18 protein-coding genes are annotated in these 14,966 nt (G+C 45.2%); 4 read left to right on the top strand and 14 right to left on the bottom strand.

What is annotated here, in order from left to right; genetic code table 11:
- Positions 1-34: 34 nt before the first annotated feature.
- From ACFPTP_RS07025 to ACFPTP_RS06990, 8 genes are all read right to left on the bottom strand, one after another.
- Positions 35-427 carry a DUF3397 family protein gene (locus ACFPTP_RS07025; protein WP_381443233.1) on the bottom strand — a complete coding sequence of 131 codons (393 nt, stop codon included), beginning with the start codon at positions 425-427 and terminating at the stop codon, positions 35-37.
- Between the two features lie 6 nt (positions 428-433).
- The gene (locus tag ACFPTP_RS07020) at positions 434-1,324 is read right to left on the bottom strand and encodes a 2-dehydropantoate 2-reductase (protein ID WP_381443232.1); all 891 of its coding nucleotides are present in this window, start codon (positions 1,322-1,324) and stop codon (positions 434-436) included.
- A 65-nt stretch (positions 1,325-1,389) separates the two neighbouring features.
- Positions 1,390-2,940 carry an acyl-CoA carboxylase subunit beta gene (locus tag ACFPTP_RS07015; protein ID WP_381443231.1) on the bottom strand — a complete coding sequence of 517 codons (1,551 nt, stop codon included), beginning with the start codon at positions 2,938-2,940 and terminating at the stop codon, positions 1,390-1,392.
- A gap of 51 nt (positions 2,941-2,991) precedes the next feature.
- Positions 2,992-3,207 carry a biotin/lipoyl-binding carrier protein gene (locus ACFPTP_RS07010; protein WP_381443229.1) on the bottom strand — a complete coding sequence of 72 codons (216 nt, stop codon included), beginning with the start codon at positions 3,205-3,207 and terminating at the stop codon, positions 2,992-2,994.
- Positions 3,204-4,565, bottom strand: a complete 1,362-nt coding sequence (locus ACFPTP_RS07005) for an acetyl-CoA carboxylase biotin carboxylase subunit (protein ID WP_381443228.1) — start codon at positions 4,563-4,565, stop codon at positions 3,204-3,206. The genes ACFPTP_RS07010 and ACFPTP_RS07005 overlap by 4 nt, the downstream gene beginning before the upstream one ends.
- Positions 4,566-4,676: 111 nt before the next feature.
- Complete coding sequence (locus ACFPTP_RS07000; RefSeq protein ID WP_381443227.1) at positions 4,677-5,435, bottom strand: enoyl-CoA hydratase/isomerase family protein; 759 nt, start codon at positions 5,433-5,435, stop codon at positions 4,677-4,679.
- Between the two features lie 378 nt (positions 5,436-5,813).
- Entirely contained in the window at positions 5,814-5,987 is a 174-nt protein-coding gene (gene rpmF / locus ACFPTP_RS06995; RefSeq protein WP_381443226.1) for a 50S ribosomal protein L32, read from the bottom strand.
- Between the two features lie 23 nt (positions 5,988-6,010).
- Entirely contained in the window at positions 6,011-6,544 is a 534-nt protein-coding gene (locus ACFPTP_RS06990; protein ID WP_381443224.1) for a YceD family protein, read from the bottom strand.
- Between the two features lie 127 nt (positions 6,545-6,671).
- Between ACFPTP_RS06990 and ACFPTP_RS06985 the strand changes: the two genes are divergently transcribed.
- A complete protein-coding gene (locus ACFPTP_RS06985) occupies positions 6,672-7,913 on the top strand; it encodes a nucleotidyltransferase (RefSeq protein WP_381443223.1) in 1,242 nt (413 codons plus the stop codon).
- On the opposite strand, the gene ACFPTP_RS06980 is transcribed toward ACFPTP_RS06985, so the two are convergent.
- Entirely contained in the window at positions 7,886-8,932 is a 1,047-nt protein-coding gene (locus tag ACFPTP_RS06980; RefSeq protein WP_381443222.1) for a SepM family pheromone-processing serine protease, read from the bottom strand. The genes ACFPTP_RS06985 and ACFPTP_RS06980 overlap by 28 nt on opposite strands.
- A gap of 153 nt (positions 8,933-9,085) precedes the next feature.
- Here ACFPTP_RS06980 and ACFPTP_RS06975 point away from each other — a divergent pair, with 153 nt between their 5' ends.
- A complete protein-coding gene (locus ACFPTP_RS06975) occupies positions 9,086-10,018 on the top strand; it encodes a hypothetical protein (protein WP_381443221.1) in 933 nt (310 codons plus the stop codon).
- 47 nt (positions 10,019-10,065) lie between these two features.
- On the opposite strand, the gene coaD is transcribed toward ACFPTP_RS06975, so the two are convergent.
- The 3 genes from coaD to ACFPTP_RS06960 are packed head-to-tail and all read right to left on the bottom strand — an operon-like array spanning position 10,066 to position 12,519.
- Positions 10,066-10,548, bottom strand: coding sequence for a pantetheine-phosphate adenylyltransferase (gene coaD, locus ACFPTP_RS06970; RefSeq protein WP_381443220.1), 483 nt, complete (start codon positions 10,546-10,548; stop codon positions 10,066-10,068).
- A gap of 10 nt (positions 10,549-10,558) precedes the next feature.
- The gene (rsmD, locus tag ACFPTP_RS06965; protein WP_381443219.1) at positions 10,559-11,104 is read right to left on the bottom strand and encodes a 16S rRNA (guanine(966)-N(2))-methyltransferase RsmD; all 546 of its coding nucleotides are present in this window, start codon (positions 11,102-11,104) and stop codon (positions 10,559-10,561) included.
- Entirely contained in the window at positions 11,104-12,519 is a 1,416-nt protein-coding gene (locus ACFPTP_RS06960) for a hypothetical protein (RefSeq protein WP_381443218.1), read from the bottom strand. Before ACFPTP_RS06960 ends, rsmD begins: the two co-directional genes overlap by 1 nt.
- An 88-nt stretch (positions 12,520-12,607) precedes the next feature.
- Here ACFPTP_RS06960 and ACFPTP_RS06955 point away from each other — a divergent pair, with 88 nt between their 5' ends.
- On the top strand, positions 12,608-13,000 hold the full coding sequence (locus ACFPTP_RS06955; protein ID WP_381443216.1) for a DUF7147 family protein: 393 nt from the start codon (positions 12,608-12,610) through the stop codon (positions 12,998-13,000).
- A gap of 14 nt (positions 13,001-13,014) precedes the next feature.
- On the opposite strand, the gene ACFPTP_RS06950 is transcribed toward ACFPTP_RS06955, so the two are convergent.
- Complete coding sequence (locus tag ACFPTP_RS06950; protein ID WP_381443215.1) at positions 13,015-13,287, bottom strand: YlbG family protein; 273 nt, start codon at positions 13,285-13,287, stop codon at positions 13,015-13,017.
- 136 nt (positions 13,288-13,423) lie between these two features.
- On the opposite strand from ACFPTP_RS06950, the gene ACFPTP_RS06945 reads away from it, so the two are divergent.
- Entirely contained in the window at positions 13,424-14,329 is a 906-nt protein-coding gene (locus tag ACFPTP_RS06945) for a glycerophosphodiester phosphodiesterase family protein (RefSeq protein WP_381443214.1), read from the top strand.
- Positions 14,330-14,508: 179 nt separating this feature from the next.
- Here the strand turns inward: ACFPTP_RS06945 and ACFPTP_RS06940 are convergent, their stop codons facing one another.
- Complete coding sequence (locus ACFPTP_RS06940) at positions 14,509-14,952, bottom strand: YlbF/YmcA family competence regulator (RefSeq protein WP_381443212.1); 444 nt, start codon at positions 14,950-14,952, stop codon at positions 14,509-14,511.
- Between the last annotated feature and the right edge of the window lie 14 nt (positions 14,953-14,966).

The following is a 14,966-nucleotide window of genomic DNA, read 5'->3' as shown; positions in this document are numbered from 1 at the left end:
AAAATATACGCTTGCCTTTAGATTGGATTGCCCATCATTTCACGTATTCCGATATTTTGAAGCCGACACCTAAGAGGAGGAGAACAACATATACAAAGGACAGCATCAGAAAATACATTCTCCACGTCTTCTGCAACACACGTCCTATTTGAAATTCCTTCTCCTTCACCCTTTCAATGACAGCAAGAATGATGGCGAAAAGAATGGCAATAGATGTAATATAAAAACCGGTCCCTTTGCCAAAAATGTTCATTGACGTGATATAAACCGACAAAAATAAAAAAGGGGTCGTAAAATCTGCCGCTTTGCCGATGACCGCGGCTGGCGCTTTCCCCATTCTCCTCATGACGACAAGAAATACGATCGTTATGAGAAACGGAAATAAAACGATGATGCCAGTAAGTATCGAAAGAATGCCATTCACCATCGCCGATCAACTCCCATCTATCGCAAGCAGGATTTTTTCAAGCGTTCGTAATAAAGGCAAGGGCATTCCGCGACCTTCACCCATTTGAAGGATCGATGTAACAACGGTCTTTATCTCCATCAGATTCCCATTCAATCGATCTGTCAACATGGAAGACTTATTGGCGGCCGTCCTGATACAAATTTCTTCAACGGCTGACTTCGGTAAATCCTTTTGCATTTCAGGGAATGCGGCCATAATTTCATCGAATAACTGATCAAAAAGATTTTTTGCATAACGATTCTGCACTAGTTCCCCATTCTTCACTTGCAAAATCGCTGTTAAAGGATTGATCATGCAATTGATCAGCACTTTGCGCAAAATGAGCTGGTGCGCGTCATTTGCATAAATCACTGGAAAATCGGGTGAGTCAACCGACTTGAAGAAGTCAAAACTTTTTTCATCTCCCCTATAAAGGGCAATTTTCAAGGCACCAACCCCGTTATGGGAGACCGTCCGATCATCCAACCGGCCAGCGCCATGCTCGACCGTGGCAAAATTGACGTTAGGCAATTCCGTTTTTCGCACAAAATCGAAGTGTCCATACCCATTTTGGACGAACATGACTGCGTTCTCTAAATTTCTTTTACGTATTATTTCTACCGTCGGAGCTACTCCGCCATACTTCGTTGCAACGATCCAGGGGGCATTCCACGGTAATTTTCCTGCATCGGTTTGGGCATCCGCTTTCAAAACAGTTTCCGATCCGTCGCCATTTACCCGCCTAATCCCCCGTTCGCGAATGGTTGCCGCCTGCTCTTCCCGCCTCACAAAAAAGACGACGTCCATACCCGCCTCCGCCAAATATGAACCTATGAGCAAACCGATAGAACCCGCTCCGGCAACAACAACATCCATGAAAATCCCCCTTTTTAAAAAGGGCGACCTTCGGAAAGGCGCCCTTTGTTTTTCCTTATATTTGATTATACAGGATATACAGGATGTTTTTTAGGTGGTAATGGAAGTTCTTTTGTCGAATAAAAACGGAAACGGTCCGCAAGCACATTCCGCAAATCCGAAGGAGCAATGATTTCGTCGATGATCAGCTCGGAGGCCATCTTGTAAATATCGATTTCCTCTTTATATTCTTTATGCTTCGCCTGGACAAAAGCGATTTTCTCTTTCGGATCCTCGATTGCTTCGATTTTATTCGAATAAACCGCATTGACCGCAGCCTCCGGTCCCATCACTGCGATTTGTGCAGTCGGCAATGCAATACAAACATCAGGCTCGAATGCCGGCCCCGCCATCGCATAAAGCCCTGCTCCATAAGCTTTTCGGACGACGACAGAAATTTTAGGAACCGTCGCCGAGCTCATCGCCATGATCAATTTCGCACCGTGGCGAATAATTCCAGCGCGTTCCACTTTCGTTCCGATCATGAAGCCTGGGACATCCGCCAAAAATAGCAACGGAATCGAAAATGCATCGCATAGGTTAATGAATTTGGCCGCCTTATCCGCCGAATCGACGAATAGGACGCCCCCTTTCACTTTTGGCTGGTTCGCGATGATCCCTACCGGTTGCCCTTCTATCCGCGCAAGTCCTGTAATAAGCTCCGGCGCAAACAATTTCTTAACATCAAAGAAACTGCCTTCATCGATTAATGCGTCAATCGCTTCATACATATCGAACGGCGCATTCTGGTTTTCCGGAATGATCTCTTCCAGGGACCTTCCCGCCTTAGCGGCGACTGCGTCTTTGACGGAAGGCTTTTCAGTGAAATTGGCAGGGAAAAAGCTTAGATAGCGACGCGCTTCACTGATCGCTTCCTCTTCATTTGCCGCAAGGACATCTCCGCATCCACTGACGGAACAATGCATTCTTGCTCCACCCATCTCTTCCAATGTCACTTTCTCCCCGATCACTTTTTCAGCCATCCTCGGGGACCCTAAATACATGGATGCATTGCCGTCCACCATGATGACAATATCGCAGAATGCAGGTATGTAAGCCCCACCTGCTGCCGAAGGTCCGAACAATAGGCAGATTTGCGGGATGAAGCCCGAAAGTCTTACCTGGTTGTGGAATATCCTCCCGGCGCCGCGACGATTCGGGAACATTTCAAGTTGATCTGTAATCCGTGCCCCTGCAGAATCGACGAGATACAGCATCGGCACTCTATTCTTTTCCGCAATCTCCTGGATACGAATGATCTTCTCAACCGTCCTTGATCCCCAAGAACCGGCCTTTACTGTCGAATCATTCGCCATGACACAAACGGTCTGTCCGTTCACTTTCCCCATCGCTGTGACAACGCCGTCTGCAGGCAGATCATCGGCTTCGCAATTTGCGAAGCGGCCATCTTCCATATACTTTCCATCGTCAAAAAGAAGCTTAAGGCGATCGCGCACGAACAGCTTATTCTGCTCCTTCAATTTTTCGTGGTATTTCGGATGGCCACCCGCCAGCACCTTGTCAAGTCTCTCATTCAGTTTTGCATTATAGCTTTTCTGTTCAGTCGTATTCGTCATCGCTCTACCCCTCCCGATCACATTCACCCTTCAGGCACCTAACCAGTTATTTTATTCCCCGATAACTGCAAGTACATCCTCTTCATTTACGAAATCGCCGACTTGGACATTGATCGATGTCACTTTGCCGCCAACTTCCGTTTCTACAGGAATCTCCATTTTCATTGACTCAAGGACGATAATCACTTGGCCAGCCTGTACTTCATCACCTTCGGCAACGTTCACTGTAAATACTGTACCTGCCATAGCAGCTTTTAATTGTGTCATTTTTCCACTTCCTCCTTTTCTGTTTTAAGCCATTCTGCTAACACATTCGTATTATAATTTCCATTTGCAAATTCATCTGACCCTATGAACTTTTGAAAGAGTGGAATATTTGATTTTACCCCTTCAATGGTAAACGAAGCGAAGAATTCTTGCGCTTCACTTATCGCTTCTTGACGCCCGCTTGCATGGACGATCACTTTTGCGATCATCGGATCATAGAAAGGCGTTACACTTCCGCCCTCTTCATAACCCGAATCAATGCGCACGTTAGCTGACTCATTCCATTCCATTGTGTTGATCGTCCCAGGTGATGGCATGAATGTTACCGGATCTTCAGCATAAATGCGGAATTCGACTGCATGGCCCGCGTTTTTAATCTGCTGCTGTTCCTTTACTGGCAATTCATTGCCCCGTGCCACTTCAATCTGCCATTCTACAAGATCATATCCGGTCACTTCTTCCGTAACTGGATGCTCCACTTGTAGCCGGGTGTTCATTTCCAAGAAATAAAAATCATCGTTTTCCGATAGAATAAATTCCACAGTTCCGGCGTTCCGATAGTTGACAGCTTTCCCGGCAGCAACCGCGGCCTCATACAGTCGCCCTGCAACTTCCTCACTCAAGGAAGGGGATGGCGATTCTTCGATCACTTTCTGATTCCGCCTTTGCACGGAACAATTCCGCTCGAACAGGTGGACGATATTCCCCTTATCGTCCCCGAAAATCTGCACTTCGATGTGGCGCGCGTTCTCAACGAATTTCTCAAGAAAAACAACGTCGTCTCCGAAGTAAGATTTTGCACGAGTTTTGACGGATTGAAAGTGTTGACTGAGCGCTTGCTCATTTTCACATCGAACCATTCCAATGCCACCACCGCCTGCACTCGCTTTCAGCATGATCGGATACCCAATTTCATTAGCAGCTTTAATTGCATCCTCTAATGAGGCGACACCTTCATCAGTGCCCGGAACTACTGGGACCCCAGCATCCTTCATCTTCAATCTTGAAGCGATTTTATCGCCCATCAACTCGATTGTTTCGGCGTCAGGGCCGATGAAAGTCAAACCTGCATCACGGACTTTCCGTGCGAATGCGGCATTTTCGGACAAAAGGCCATAGCCGGGATGAATCGCGTCCGCTCCCGTTTTCAACGCTACATCAATGATTGTCTCCGCCTTCAAATAAGATTGCAGGACAGGACCCGGCCCGATTCCCTGTGCCTCATCTGCATATTTCACGAATGGCATATCCGCATCGGCTTCTGAATGGACAGCGACGGTGTTTATGCCGAGCCGCTTGCATGTCTTCATGATTCTTAAAGCGATTTCTCCACGATTCGCGATAAGTATTTTCTTCATATTGTAATCCCCCCAAGCTGCATTGTTTGAACTTCTCCCCATTTATAGTTTATACGATGAATGAAACCGTTTTCAACTATTTGTCTGAATTCCTTTGAAAATCTGACCTTATTACTCTTTATTTAAGAACCTATCTACAGCTTCATGGTGGGCGTCGCTTTCCCATAGTTTTGCGCATTGGGCTGCTTCTTCTATCATTCGATCTTTGAGTCCGGTTTGAGTCCAGTTTGTAATTGCCAACTTTTTATAGGCTTTATGGACGGATGGATGGATTTTTTTCTTGTCGGAAATGAAGTTTTCTAAAGCCTCTTGTGCATCTCCTTCAAAAACATCTGTTGCCCATCCGATTGATTGCAATTGCTGAGCTGTATGTACTTTTGCTTCTGATAAAAATTTCAAGGTTGCGGTATGATTATTCATCTTGGCAAATAATTGTGAAGCTCCGCCCCATCCACTTGTTATTGCGAGCGTTCCTTGGATGAAGCCGCCCTTTGCCTTTGAAGAGACTAGTCTGTAATCGCAGGAAGAGGCAATCTCACATCCTCCGCCAACCGCTGCCCCGTTAACAAGTGCGATGACTGGAACCGGCAAAATAGATAATCTGTACAACAGGCCAGCCATCCTGCTCAGCATCGGGTAAGCCTCTTTCGCAGTGCGGAATCCGTGGAATTCGGATAGGTCGCCGCCGGAGCAAAATGCGCGGTCACCTGCGCCTGTAATGACTGCAAATGCGATGCTGTCATCCGATTCGACTTTTGACAAGAACGTTTCAAGACCGTCCATGACTGCATAGTTGATCGCATTTCTCATTTCAGGACGATTAATGGTGAAAGTGGCGATTCCATTTGTGATTTCAATTTTATAAGACATGCAAATCCCTCCTTAGGTAGTTGAATGAAAGTTATCGATCATTTCCGGTAAGTTGTCGGTCAATTCAGAGTTGTTATCGGTCATTTCCATAGAGTTATCGGTCACTTTAAAGAAGTTATCGGTCACTTCCCAAAAGTTATCGTCATTTCGGGACCTTTGACGCATCCGTTTTAACGTTTAGTAACGCCCGCCCTCCGCTTTATACAATCCAGCTCCAGGCGGCAGCCTCTCTGGTCATAAGTCAACTCTGCTGCACGGCAAAGAACGCCGTTTCGCAGATTCGCCTTATGCCTGTCGAGGCTAAACGCCGCCCTCCGCTTTATAGTATAAAAAAACCACCGGAGCCATGGCCTCACGGTGGTTTTTAAGCAGGTGAACTTATTCGCCTACTACTTCTTTTCCTTTGTAATGACCGCAAGATTTGCAAACGCGGTGCGCAAGTTTCATTTCGCCGCAATTGTCACAAGTAGTCATGCCTGGAACTTGTAGTTTAAAATGCGTACGACGAAGTCTTTTAGCTGTTTTTGAAGTTCTTCTTTTTGGTACTGCCATTTGAGGCACCTCCTTAGTTTCGTCTATTCCTTGTCCTTGTTGAAAAAATCGGCCAAACCCGCTAAACGCGGATCAACTTTATTTTCTTTTTCAAGACGGAGCCGCTCTTCGTGTTCTTCGTCGGACGTATACGACCAGCCTTTCCCCTCGGCACTTGTCATCTTTTCGGCATTCTCGCTGAAAACCTGCAAAGGCACTTCTAGAAGAACGAGTTCTTCAAAGATCGGGGTTGGATCGATGATTTCGCCGATAACCGGGTGAATCATGTCATCCGTTGCAAGAGTGGCTTCATCCCAACTGAACTGCTCGTCCGTTTCCACTGAAAATGGATATTCGACATCTTCCCATGTTCGTGAGCAAGGCAATGTCATCACACCTTCGAGATGAAAATGGCAAGTCAGTTTTTTCGAACCGATATTGCAGCTACCCGTTACGTGGACAGGCTTAATGTCCCGGATTTCCGGATTCCGTTTTTTGACGGAGTCAAGGTTGACCGCTTCGTCAAGCGGCAATGCTCCTTGTCTGTATTTCTGTAGTTGATGAATGGACCATTTCACGTCTATATCACCTCAAGACAACACTGTTGATTATATAATGGATAAAAAGGGATGTCAAGATATTTTCTTGTCACCTAAATCGCATCAACATATAATGTAATTAGATTATATCGAAGGGGTGGACATATTGAAAGCTATAGGTATCGTCGTTGAATATAATCCATTGCATAATGGACATGTCTACCATGCAGAGCAGTCCAGATTGGCAACTGGCGCAGATGTCATAATTGCTGTTATGAGCGGCAATTTCCTGCAAAGGGGCGAACCGGCCTTTGTCGATAAATGGACACGGACGAAGATGGCGCTGGCATCCGGTGTGGACATCGTGTTTGAGTTGCCTTACCGTTTTGCAACGGGCAATGCTCCTGCATTTGCCCGAGGGGCCATCGAGTTGCTTGATGCAGCTGGATGCAGTGCTTTTTGTTTCGGAAGCGAGGACGGCAATATGGAGCCGTTTCAGAATAGCTTACAGCTGATCGGCCGCCACAGAGATGAATATGAAGCGGCGGTGAAATATGCCATTGCTGAAGGGTTAAGTTATCCGATGGCGTTGAATAAAGCGTATGAGACAATCCTTGCTGGACAATCCGCAGTTCCGGTCGCCGACTTGTCAAAGCCGAATAACATTTTAGGGTTTCATTACATGGAAGCGGCGCAGTCAATCGGGTCATCGATGGATGCTGTAACAATCAAGCGAATGGGAGCCGGCTACCATGATGAAACGTTGGATAGTCAGAAAATCGCAAGTGCAACAGGCATCCGAAAATCTTATTTCGGGTCGGAAACACTTGATGATGTTGTTGGTTTCATTCCAGAAGCCACCCGGAACCTCCTGCTTGAATGGCAATCGGAAAGAAAGGGATTCGGCAATTGGGAAAGCTTTTACCCATTTCTCCGATTCATCATTTTACGGGACGGCCCTTCCAGGCTTCGTACGATTGCCGATGTTTCCGAAGGAATTGAAAACCTTATTTTCCGTGCGGCGCAATCGCAGGATTCTTTCAAATCATTCATGGATGCAGTGAAATCCAAGCGCTACACTTGGACACGGATCCAAAGAATGCTTACCCATATTTTAACCGGTTTCACGAAAGACATGCGAGCCGACATGGACAAACCCGCTTACTTGCGTCTACTTGGTATGACCAATGAAGGACGCTCCTATTTAAACGTACGGAAAAAGAATCTGCCCCTGCCTCTCATCAGCAAAGTTGCATCCTTTTCCGACCCCTCATTGGACATGGACATAACCGCGTCCGATATTTATGCATTGGGGCTTGGAAAAGGAACGGATGAGTCCAAAATCGGCTTGGATTATCTACAATCACCGATCATGGCAGATCATTTCGGCTCCAAGTCTTTCAAATAATCCAATGCATCATCAATTGTCGTTACAGGTACGATTTTCATTTTCGTGCCTATTTTTTCTGCCGTTTTTACAGCTTCTTCATAGTTTGTCATGATTCCGGGATTTTTCGCCCGCACTTCTTCCGGCAAATAATCGTTTGGAGCGAAGAAGATTTCCACCCCTTCGCGGTCAGCTGCCATGATTTTGAAATCGGCACCGCCAATACGGCCGACTGTTCCATCAGCAAGCATTTCCCCGGTTCCTGCGATGTTATATCCTTTTGTCAAATCCTCGTCCAGCAGCTGATTCATAATTTCCAACGTGAACATAAGCCCCGCGGATGGCCCGCCGATGTCAGCTGTATGGATTTTAACTTTCGGGTCGGTTGCAAGTAAGCGATCCTCCTGGAATTCGACACCTAAACCGATTCTTCCTTGGGATTCCGGTATTTCACGTAAAGTGATTTCAACATCCAAAAGCTTTTTATCCCGTTCTACTGTGACCTTCACTTTGTCGCCTTCACCTTTCCCGGTGATTGACGATGCGAATTGTCCCGCCTCTTTCAGTTGTATCCCATCGACATAACGGATTTTATCTCCCGTTTCAAGTTTTCCATCAGACGCCCCACCTTTGAGGACAGAAACGACAAAGACACCATCATACGTAATGTCGACTGGTATTCCGGCTTTGCTAAACGCTACCGTAATCGCGTTGAATTGGGAATCCGACATAAGTTTTTTCTGACGGATGTTATATTCTTTATCATTCTCCCCTTCTTTTCTCACCTTGTTGATCGGGAGCATTTTCATCCGATCGGAAAATTTTGAGGCGACGTAGGTAGCGGGAGTGGCCTTTCCAATTGAAATGGTCATGAGATTAAATATTCCCACGTCATCTTTATCGCCGCCCTCAACTTCCACAATCGGCGCAAGATCGTAAGCCCCGCCTGGTTTAGATATGTATGCATCGAGAGGATACATGAATAAAAACAAAATCAAAAGCAGAACGACAGCATACAATCCAATCCTTTTCATCTTCATACCCACACACCTCCATTAATAGCCTGTACAGTTAAGACATATATATTACATAGTTATTGCTCCAAGGCAGCTGGTTATTAGTGTACCACCGAAAATATCCATAATAAAGCAAAAACAACAACCATTTGCAACACACTTCCCGGGAGGAGGCACTTGAATGAACACCATCTTAGATACTATGCAACAAAACAAAATATGATTAGCATCGCCATCATTTGGGGACTAATCATCCTTTTCATCTTACAGCCCGGCATTGCCCATGACGGGGCAGAAGCCGGCGCGCAGTTATTTGTACACGCCTTGCTTCCTTATTTGCTTCCCTATATCATTTTGACCCAATGGCTTTTGAAGGTGCCTGCGGAAAATCCATCAAAGAAAAGTTGGAAACGTTATATGAAAGCATACGTTCTCGGATCATTCGGAGGATTTCCAGTCGGGGCGGTCACGGTCACGGAAATGGTTAAAAACGGTGAATTGAGCAGGCGTGAAAGCGGCTTTCTGCTAGCCGCCTGTCATGCGCCCGGTCCTATGTTCATCCTTGGTTTCGTAGGAACTGAGCTATTCGGCGACACAACATCCGGATGGAAGCTATTGATCGCCATCCATATTGCCAATATCCTCTTTTTATTTTTCACGCTGATCGCGATGAATAAAGGGCGGCGGGAATTGGATTCCCCCCAACTGCCGCTGCTGAAAAAGCGCGCCGGTTCACCTTTCTTGGAGTCCATCAAGGAAAGCTCTACGGTCATCATTCTTGTCGCCACTACCGTAATCTTTTTTTCCGCTCTTGGAAATGTATTGACGACTGCCATATCGAAGGCCTTCACCGTCGATTTAGGGATCACCAAAACAATCCTGCTAGCGATTTTTGAAATGACTTCTGGCGTCCAATCAGCGACTGACCATTTTTTCACGAGTCCAGTATTCCCTTTTTTAATCGCCGCAATCATTTCCATGAATGGGCTGAGCATCCATATGCAAGTATTCGTCATAGCGAAAACCGCCGACACGCCATTTCTCCCCTATTTCATCAGCAGAATATGGAGCGTCATCACTGTGCCAATCATTTTATATTTCTTATTATGAAAAATGGTTATGACAAGCTTTCATGTCATAACCATTCCATCACCTTATTAACCTATGTACTTTTCGCGCAAAGCTTTTTCGACCACTGGAGGAACAAGTGCGGATATATCTCCTCCATACCGGGCGACCTCTTTGACAATGCTTGAACTTAAAAATGAATATTGATTTTTCGTCATGACGAAAAACGTCTCAATGCTTTCATCCAACATCCTATTCATAGATGTGATCTGCATTTCATATTCAAAATCGGATATCGCCCGCAATCCCCGAACGATGACGGAAGCCCCGGCCTCACGTGCATAATCGATCAGAAGCCCGGATGATGACTCGATGATGACGTTCGGGAATTTCGATGTGACGGCACCAATCAGATCCATCCGCTCTTCCACCGTGAATAAAGGATTTTTGGATGAATTGTTCATGACAGCAACTCTCACTTCTGGAAACACTTTGGCCGCCCGTTCGATAATATCCAGATGTCCATTCGTAATCGGATCGAAGCTGCCCGGCACAACTGCTATTTTTGTCATTGAAGCTACCTCATTTCATATAGATGGATATCGCGCTGTTCCCATAGATCGGATTTTTGATCTTTTGATAATCTTGATACGCATCCGGGAGCGTCAATTGCTTATCATGTTCGCAAATGATAATCGCATCGTCGGAAAGTTTGCCAGCTTGCACAAGCGCATCCGCCAAATCATAGAATTTCGTTTCGGCATACGGAGGGTCGATGAAAAGCAAATCAATCTGAATGTCCTCGGGTAATGCCCGAACTGCGTTCCTTGCATCATTTCTAATAATATGTACTTGATCGGTAAAGCGGCATTTTTCCACGTTTTCCCGGATAATCGAGCATGCCTTTGGATTTTTTTCGAAAATGTAAGCCATGTCCGCTCCCCTGGACAGCGATTCGATGGAGAGAGAACCGCTGCCGCCGAACAGCTCAACAGCGATTCCGCCGTCAAAGTAAGGACCGATCATATTGAAGATTGATTCTTTCACCTTATCGGAAGTCGGTCTTGTCAAATTGCCAGGCAATGATTTTAATGGTGTTCCTTTTCTGGATCCTGATACGACCCTCATTACAAATCCCCTCTCGTCAAAGACTTCACGATGATTGTATCTTCATTTTTTTGTATGGATAGATGAAACAAACGCCTTAATGCATCTTCCTCAAAATAATATTCATTATCAATGGATGTAAAAGGTCTTTCCCGTAATTCGTACCTTTTTTCATTCAATACATAGAATGGATCCCGTAACGAAAATCTAAATTTCTCCGTTTCATTTTCGATATATATTGAACTTTCATTTGCCGATACCGAATAGCCATTTCTTGTCAAAACCTTATTTGCCGGATACAACGCCCGCTTGTCCATAAGGATGACTTGGATGTCTTCCTGGTCTTCGCCGTTCATTGTAACCATCCGGGTATCCTCCAACAGGAATGGGTAGATGTCTTCTTCATTCTTTTGAACGAAGGAGGTTTTCCATCCGCAAACTTCACCTATCATGCTATCCAGTCCGGCGGCATCCATATGTTGCCCAAGACTCTCGTCTAATCGGGCTTTCAACATTTCATACTGCTCTGCGGTCAATGAATCTTTAAGCGTTTCAAAAGCCGCTTTGGATCTGTCTGTACCTGAAGGCGTATCAGTCAAAATCGATGCAACGAGTCCTGCTACAAGCCTGTCCTTTTCCGAAATGGCATACAACGAGCGGACTCCTCTATCTAAAACCGAGTCAGTTAGTTCCGACGCTTTCTGCTGTGTAATTAAAAACCGGGAAGTCTGAAGCGGTTTTCCCTTTGGATCCAAAAGAATTGCAATATGACTGGAATTCAATTTCAGTAACGCATTATTCAATTGATCGGCAACTTCAGAGTCGATTGAATCTCCGAATACCGAAAGCCGGTCTCCCCGATAAACTTGCGGCAATGAGTTCCGCTGCCAATAAAGATGAGTGACGCTGCCCTTTCCTTTGAACATTGTATAATCGATCAAGTCCATTTTTTTGGAACCGACCAACTCCAGCCCACTGACCCACATACCGCCGATTCCACTTTCATCTGTTACATGTAAAATGGTGGAGTCCGGTTTCGCATTTCGTAACGAGGCGAATGGTTCTTTGAAAAGCTTTCCACTTTCCAATTGTCCGGTTTTCGGAATTTCGTAGGAAATCGATTGCCGGCGCTCTTCCCCATCCAGGATTGCTGTTACATTTTCATTAATCCTTGCACAGGAAGTTTCGGTTTCCAGATAACAAGCCCGATTCCGGCTCTCTGCAGGCAAGATGATTTCGTGGCGGCCCTCGTCCAATGTATGAAAATGATGTCTGATGTAAAGAGCGTCTGCCCTGTTGATCACTTCTATCTCCTGGATGTACCTTGATTCCTTTTCAGGCGTCCCGCTTGCATCAGCCAGCTGACTATAATGCATATAAAGCAAAACTGAATTCATGATGACTAATAGGCCGACAATACGGAGTATGATCTTCAATCGCTGCACCTCATTGCAAGGGATGTTTAATATACATGAAAAATGATAAGATGAACTATATTCCGAATGGAGAAAGGTAGTGTCATGAATGTTACAACAGTATTTTATCGAATTAGGCGAAGGGTATGGAGATATCTATGAGCTTATGGAGTTAATGAAAACGAACTCACAACGTCTTCATAGAACCTTCATCTTTTCCTCCAACACAAAAAGCGGACAGGCGATTTCCTTGGCGGCTGCATTCCACCCTGCCCAAGATAGTAATTTCATGCCGATATACATATGCAGGGAAGGTATTACACAAAAAGATGAATCCAAATCGAAAAGAAGGCTTCTTTTCGAGGAAGCTTCGGTTGAATTGGGAAAGGAACCAATTTTCATCGGACTGAAGCACTCTTCCGAATTCGCCGACACTAAATTATTCTATCAGTATATAACAGGAATACTGCGTCTTAATCATCTTGTCCCGCCATTACAATAATTAGCTCTTGATGATTAAAGACCTATTTTATAATCGTATTCCTTCGCCTTATCCGGTTTAACATTTTCATATTCCGTTTTCACGAATGGACGATACGAAGGCAATACCTTTTTAACAGATGGAAGTCGTTCAAGTTTACGGATTGTATCATCAACATCCACTTGATCACAATAAAGGACGACATATTTCATTTTTCTTGAAATATAATGGACATGGCCGTATTTTCGTAACGATTTAGCCTGTTTCAAATGATGGAGATATACAATTATCCCTTGTCGATCAATCATGATTTTCCCCTCTTTTCCTACCCCATACAATACCATAGTAGAGAAATGGGCTGCAACCGAACATTGCTGACATCTTCCGTTTTTTCCATTATAATGAGGGTAGGACAAGGTAACGATACTTGAGGAGGATACGAAAATGGGTAGAAAAACGAAAGTGGCTCTTACGGTGGGTGCAGCCGGCGTTGCAGCTTGGGCTGCATCCAAAGTAGTCGCTAAACCCCAACCACGCCCCAGAAAGGAAGCGCTTGAATTCAAAGACCCGGTCGTCCTTTCCCATCGTGGGGGGATGAAGAGCGCCCCAGAGCATACGATGGCAGCGTTTTCAAGTTCAGCGGAACTTGGGGTCCATGGATTTGCAGTCGATATCCGATTGACAAAAGATGAAGAAATCGTCCTCTTCCATGATGAAACTGTAGATCGGACAACTGACTTTTCCGGCAGAGTTTCCGATTATACAATAGATGAATTGAAAAAAGCAGATGCCGGCTATATGTTCGAGGATGCTGAAGGGAATTTCCCTTTCCGTGGCAAAGGCGAACAAATCATCAATTTGCGTGAACTGTTAACGGCTTATCCGCATATGCTGATCGCAATTAACCTCAAAGACTCGCCCGATACATACGAAGGCAGTCTCATGCCTTCCAAGCTTTGGCGTCTTTTGGAGGAAACAGGATCGGAGGAACGTGTGATTGTCATGAGCACTTTTGATGAGCAGACGGATCGCTTCAATCTCTATGCTCAAAATAAAGTTGCAACCGGAGCAGGAAATGATGAAGTGAAAAAAGCGTATGCGTCGTATTCAAGCAGATTCGGCCATTTGTACAACCCGCGTGCAGACCTGTTTTGCATCCCTGAAAAATTGGGCTTGTTTCCGATGAATACAGAAAGCTTCGTAAGCTTCCTTTCCAATTTGAACGTTTCTGTCTACTATAATAATGTCACTGAAAGAGATTCATTTGAAAAGCTCTTAAACGCTGGAGCCGCCGGATTCATCACAGACGAGCCTGCTTTGGCTATGGAAGTCATCCAACGAAATTCATAATGACAGAAAAAAACGGTTGCCAGTCATTGAACAGGCAACCGTTTTTATTATATTGATTAAACGCATAATAGTTTCCTCATGCGGAACAGGAGCCAATCGAACAGCGAAGGGTTCGATTTGCCGTATTTCTGCGTACTTTGCAGAAATTAAGGCAGCCTGGCATTAATCTCATTACCTAGTCACGCTGAGCAGGAGCAGCTCCCGCCTGTGCCACACCCGCCCCCACAAGAAGAGTCTACAAAGAAACTATCACCTGCAGGTACTTTGATGGATTCGGACACGGACGTTGCAATGATTGCACTAATTTCATTCAACAATCTTTGCACATCGTTCTCAGCAAGGCGCAAGGCGGCGACTTGCTCATTCATATCCAGTTCCCTTTTTTGTATACGTATATCTTTCATGACTGTTTTATAGTCAGGATGGTATCTGCCGAAACGCTGCACTTCTTCGTAACGCTCCTTCATATTGGTAAAATCACGGATCGCTTCTGCCAACTTTTTGTCGGAATAAACGGCATGATTCGCTCTTCTGTACTCTTGGATGATTTCGGAAGAGAGCAACATATCGGAGAGTATTTCTGATTGCTCAATGATAGACATCCATTCATCTGTCATCATCATAGGGCTTTCCCTCC

This window comes from Sporosarcina koreensis (assembly GCF_042655825.1).
In the GTDB taxonomy this organism is placed as follows: Bacteria; Bacillota; Bacilli; order Bacillales_A; family Planococcaceae; genus Sporosarcina; species Sporosarcina koreensis.
This window is presented reverse-complemented; position numbering and strand designations above follow the sequence as displayed.

Coding starts and splice junctions, on each gene's coding strand:
- ACFPTP_RS06980 (WP_381443222.1), bottom strand. CDS start 8,932: ATGAAGATGAAAAGGATTGGATTGTATGCTGTCGTTCTGCTTTTGATT.
- ACFPTP_RS07005 (WP_381443228.1), bottom strand. CDS start 4,565: ATGAAGAAAATACTTATCGCGAATCGTGGAGAAATCGCTTTAAGAATC.
- ACFPTP_RS07000 (WP_381443227.1), bottom strand. CDS start 5,435: ATGTCTTATAAAATTGAAATCACAAATGGAATCGCCACTTTCACCATT.
- ACFPTP_RS07020 (WP_381443232.1), bottom strand. CDS start 1,324: ATGGATGTTGTTGTTGCCGGAGCGGGTTCTATCGGTTTGCTCATAGGT.
- coaD (WP_381443220.1), bottom strand. CDS start 10,548: ATGACAAAAATAGCAGTTGTGCCGGGCAGCTTCGATCCGATTACGAAT.
- ACFPTP_RS06945 (WP_381443214.1), top strand. CDS start 13,424: ATGGGTAGAAAAACGAAAGTGGCTCTTACGGTGGGTGCAGCCGGCGTT.
- ACFPTP_RS06940 (WP_381443212.1), bottom strand. CDS start 14,952: ATGATGATGACAGATGAATGGATGTCTATCATTGAGCAATCAGAAATA.
- ACFPTP_RS07015 (WP_381443231.1), bottom strand. CDS start 2,940: ATGACGAATACGACTGAACAGAAAAGCTATAATGCAAAACTGAATGAG.
- ACFPTP_RS06955 (WP_381443216.1), top strand. CDS start 12,608: ATGTTACAACAGTATTTTATCGAATTAGGCGAAGGGTATGGAGATATC.
- ACFPTP_RS06950 (WP_381443215.1), bottom strand. CDS start 13,287: ATGATTGATCGACAAGGGATAATTGTATATCTCCATCATTTGAAACAG.
- rsmD (WP_381443219.1), bottom strand. CDS start 11,104: ATGAGGGTCGTATCAGGATCCAGAAAAGGAACACCATTAAAATCATTG.
- rpmF (WP_381443226.1), bottom strand. CDS start 5,987: ATGGCAGTACCAAAAAGAAGAACTTCAAAAACAGCTAAAAGACTTCGT.
- ACFPTP_RS07025 (WP_381443233.1), bottom strand. CDS start 427: ATGGTGAATGGCATTCTTTCGATACTTACTGGCATCATCGTTTTATTT.
- ACFPTP_RS07010 (WP_381443229.1), bottom strand. CDS start 3,207: ATGACACAATTAAAAGCTGCTATGGCAGGTACAGTATTTACAGTGAAC.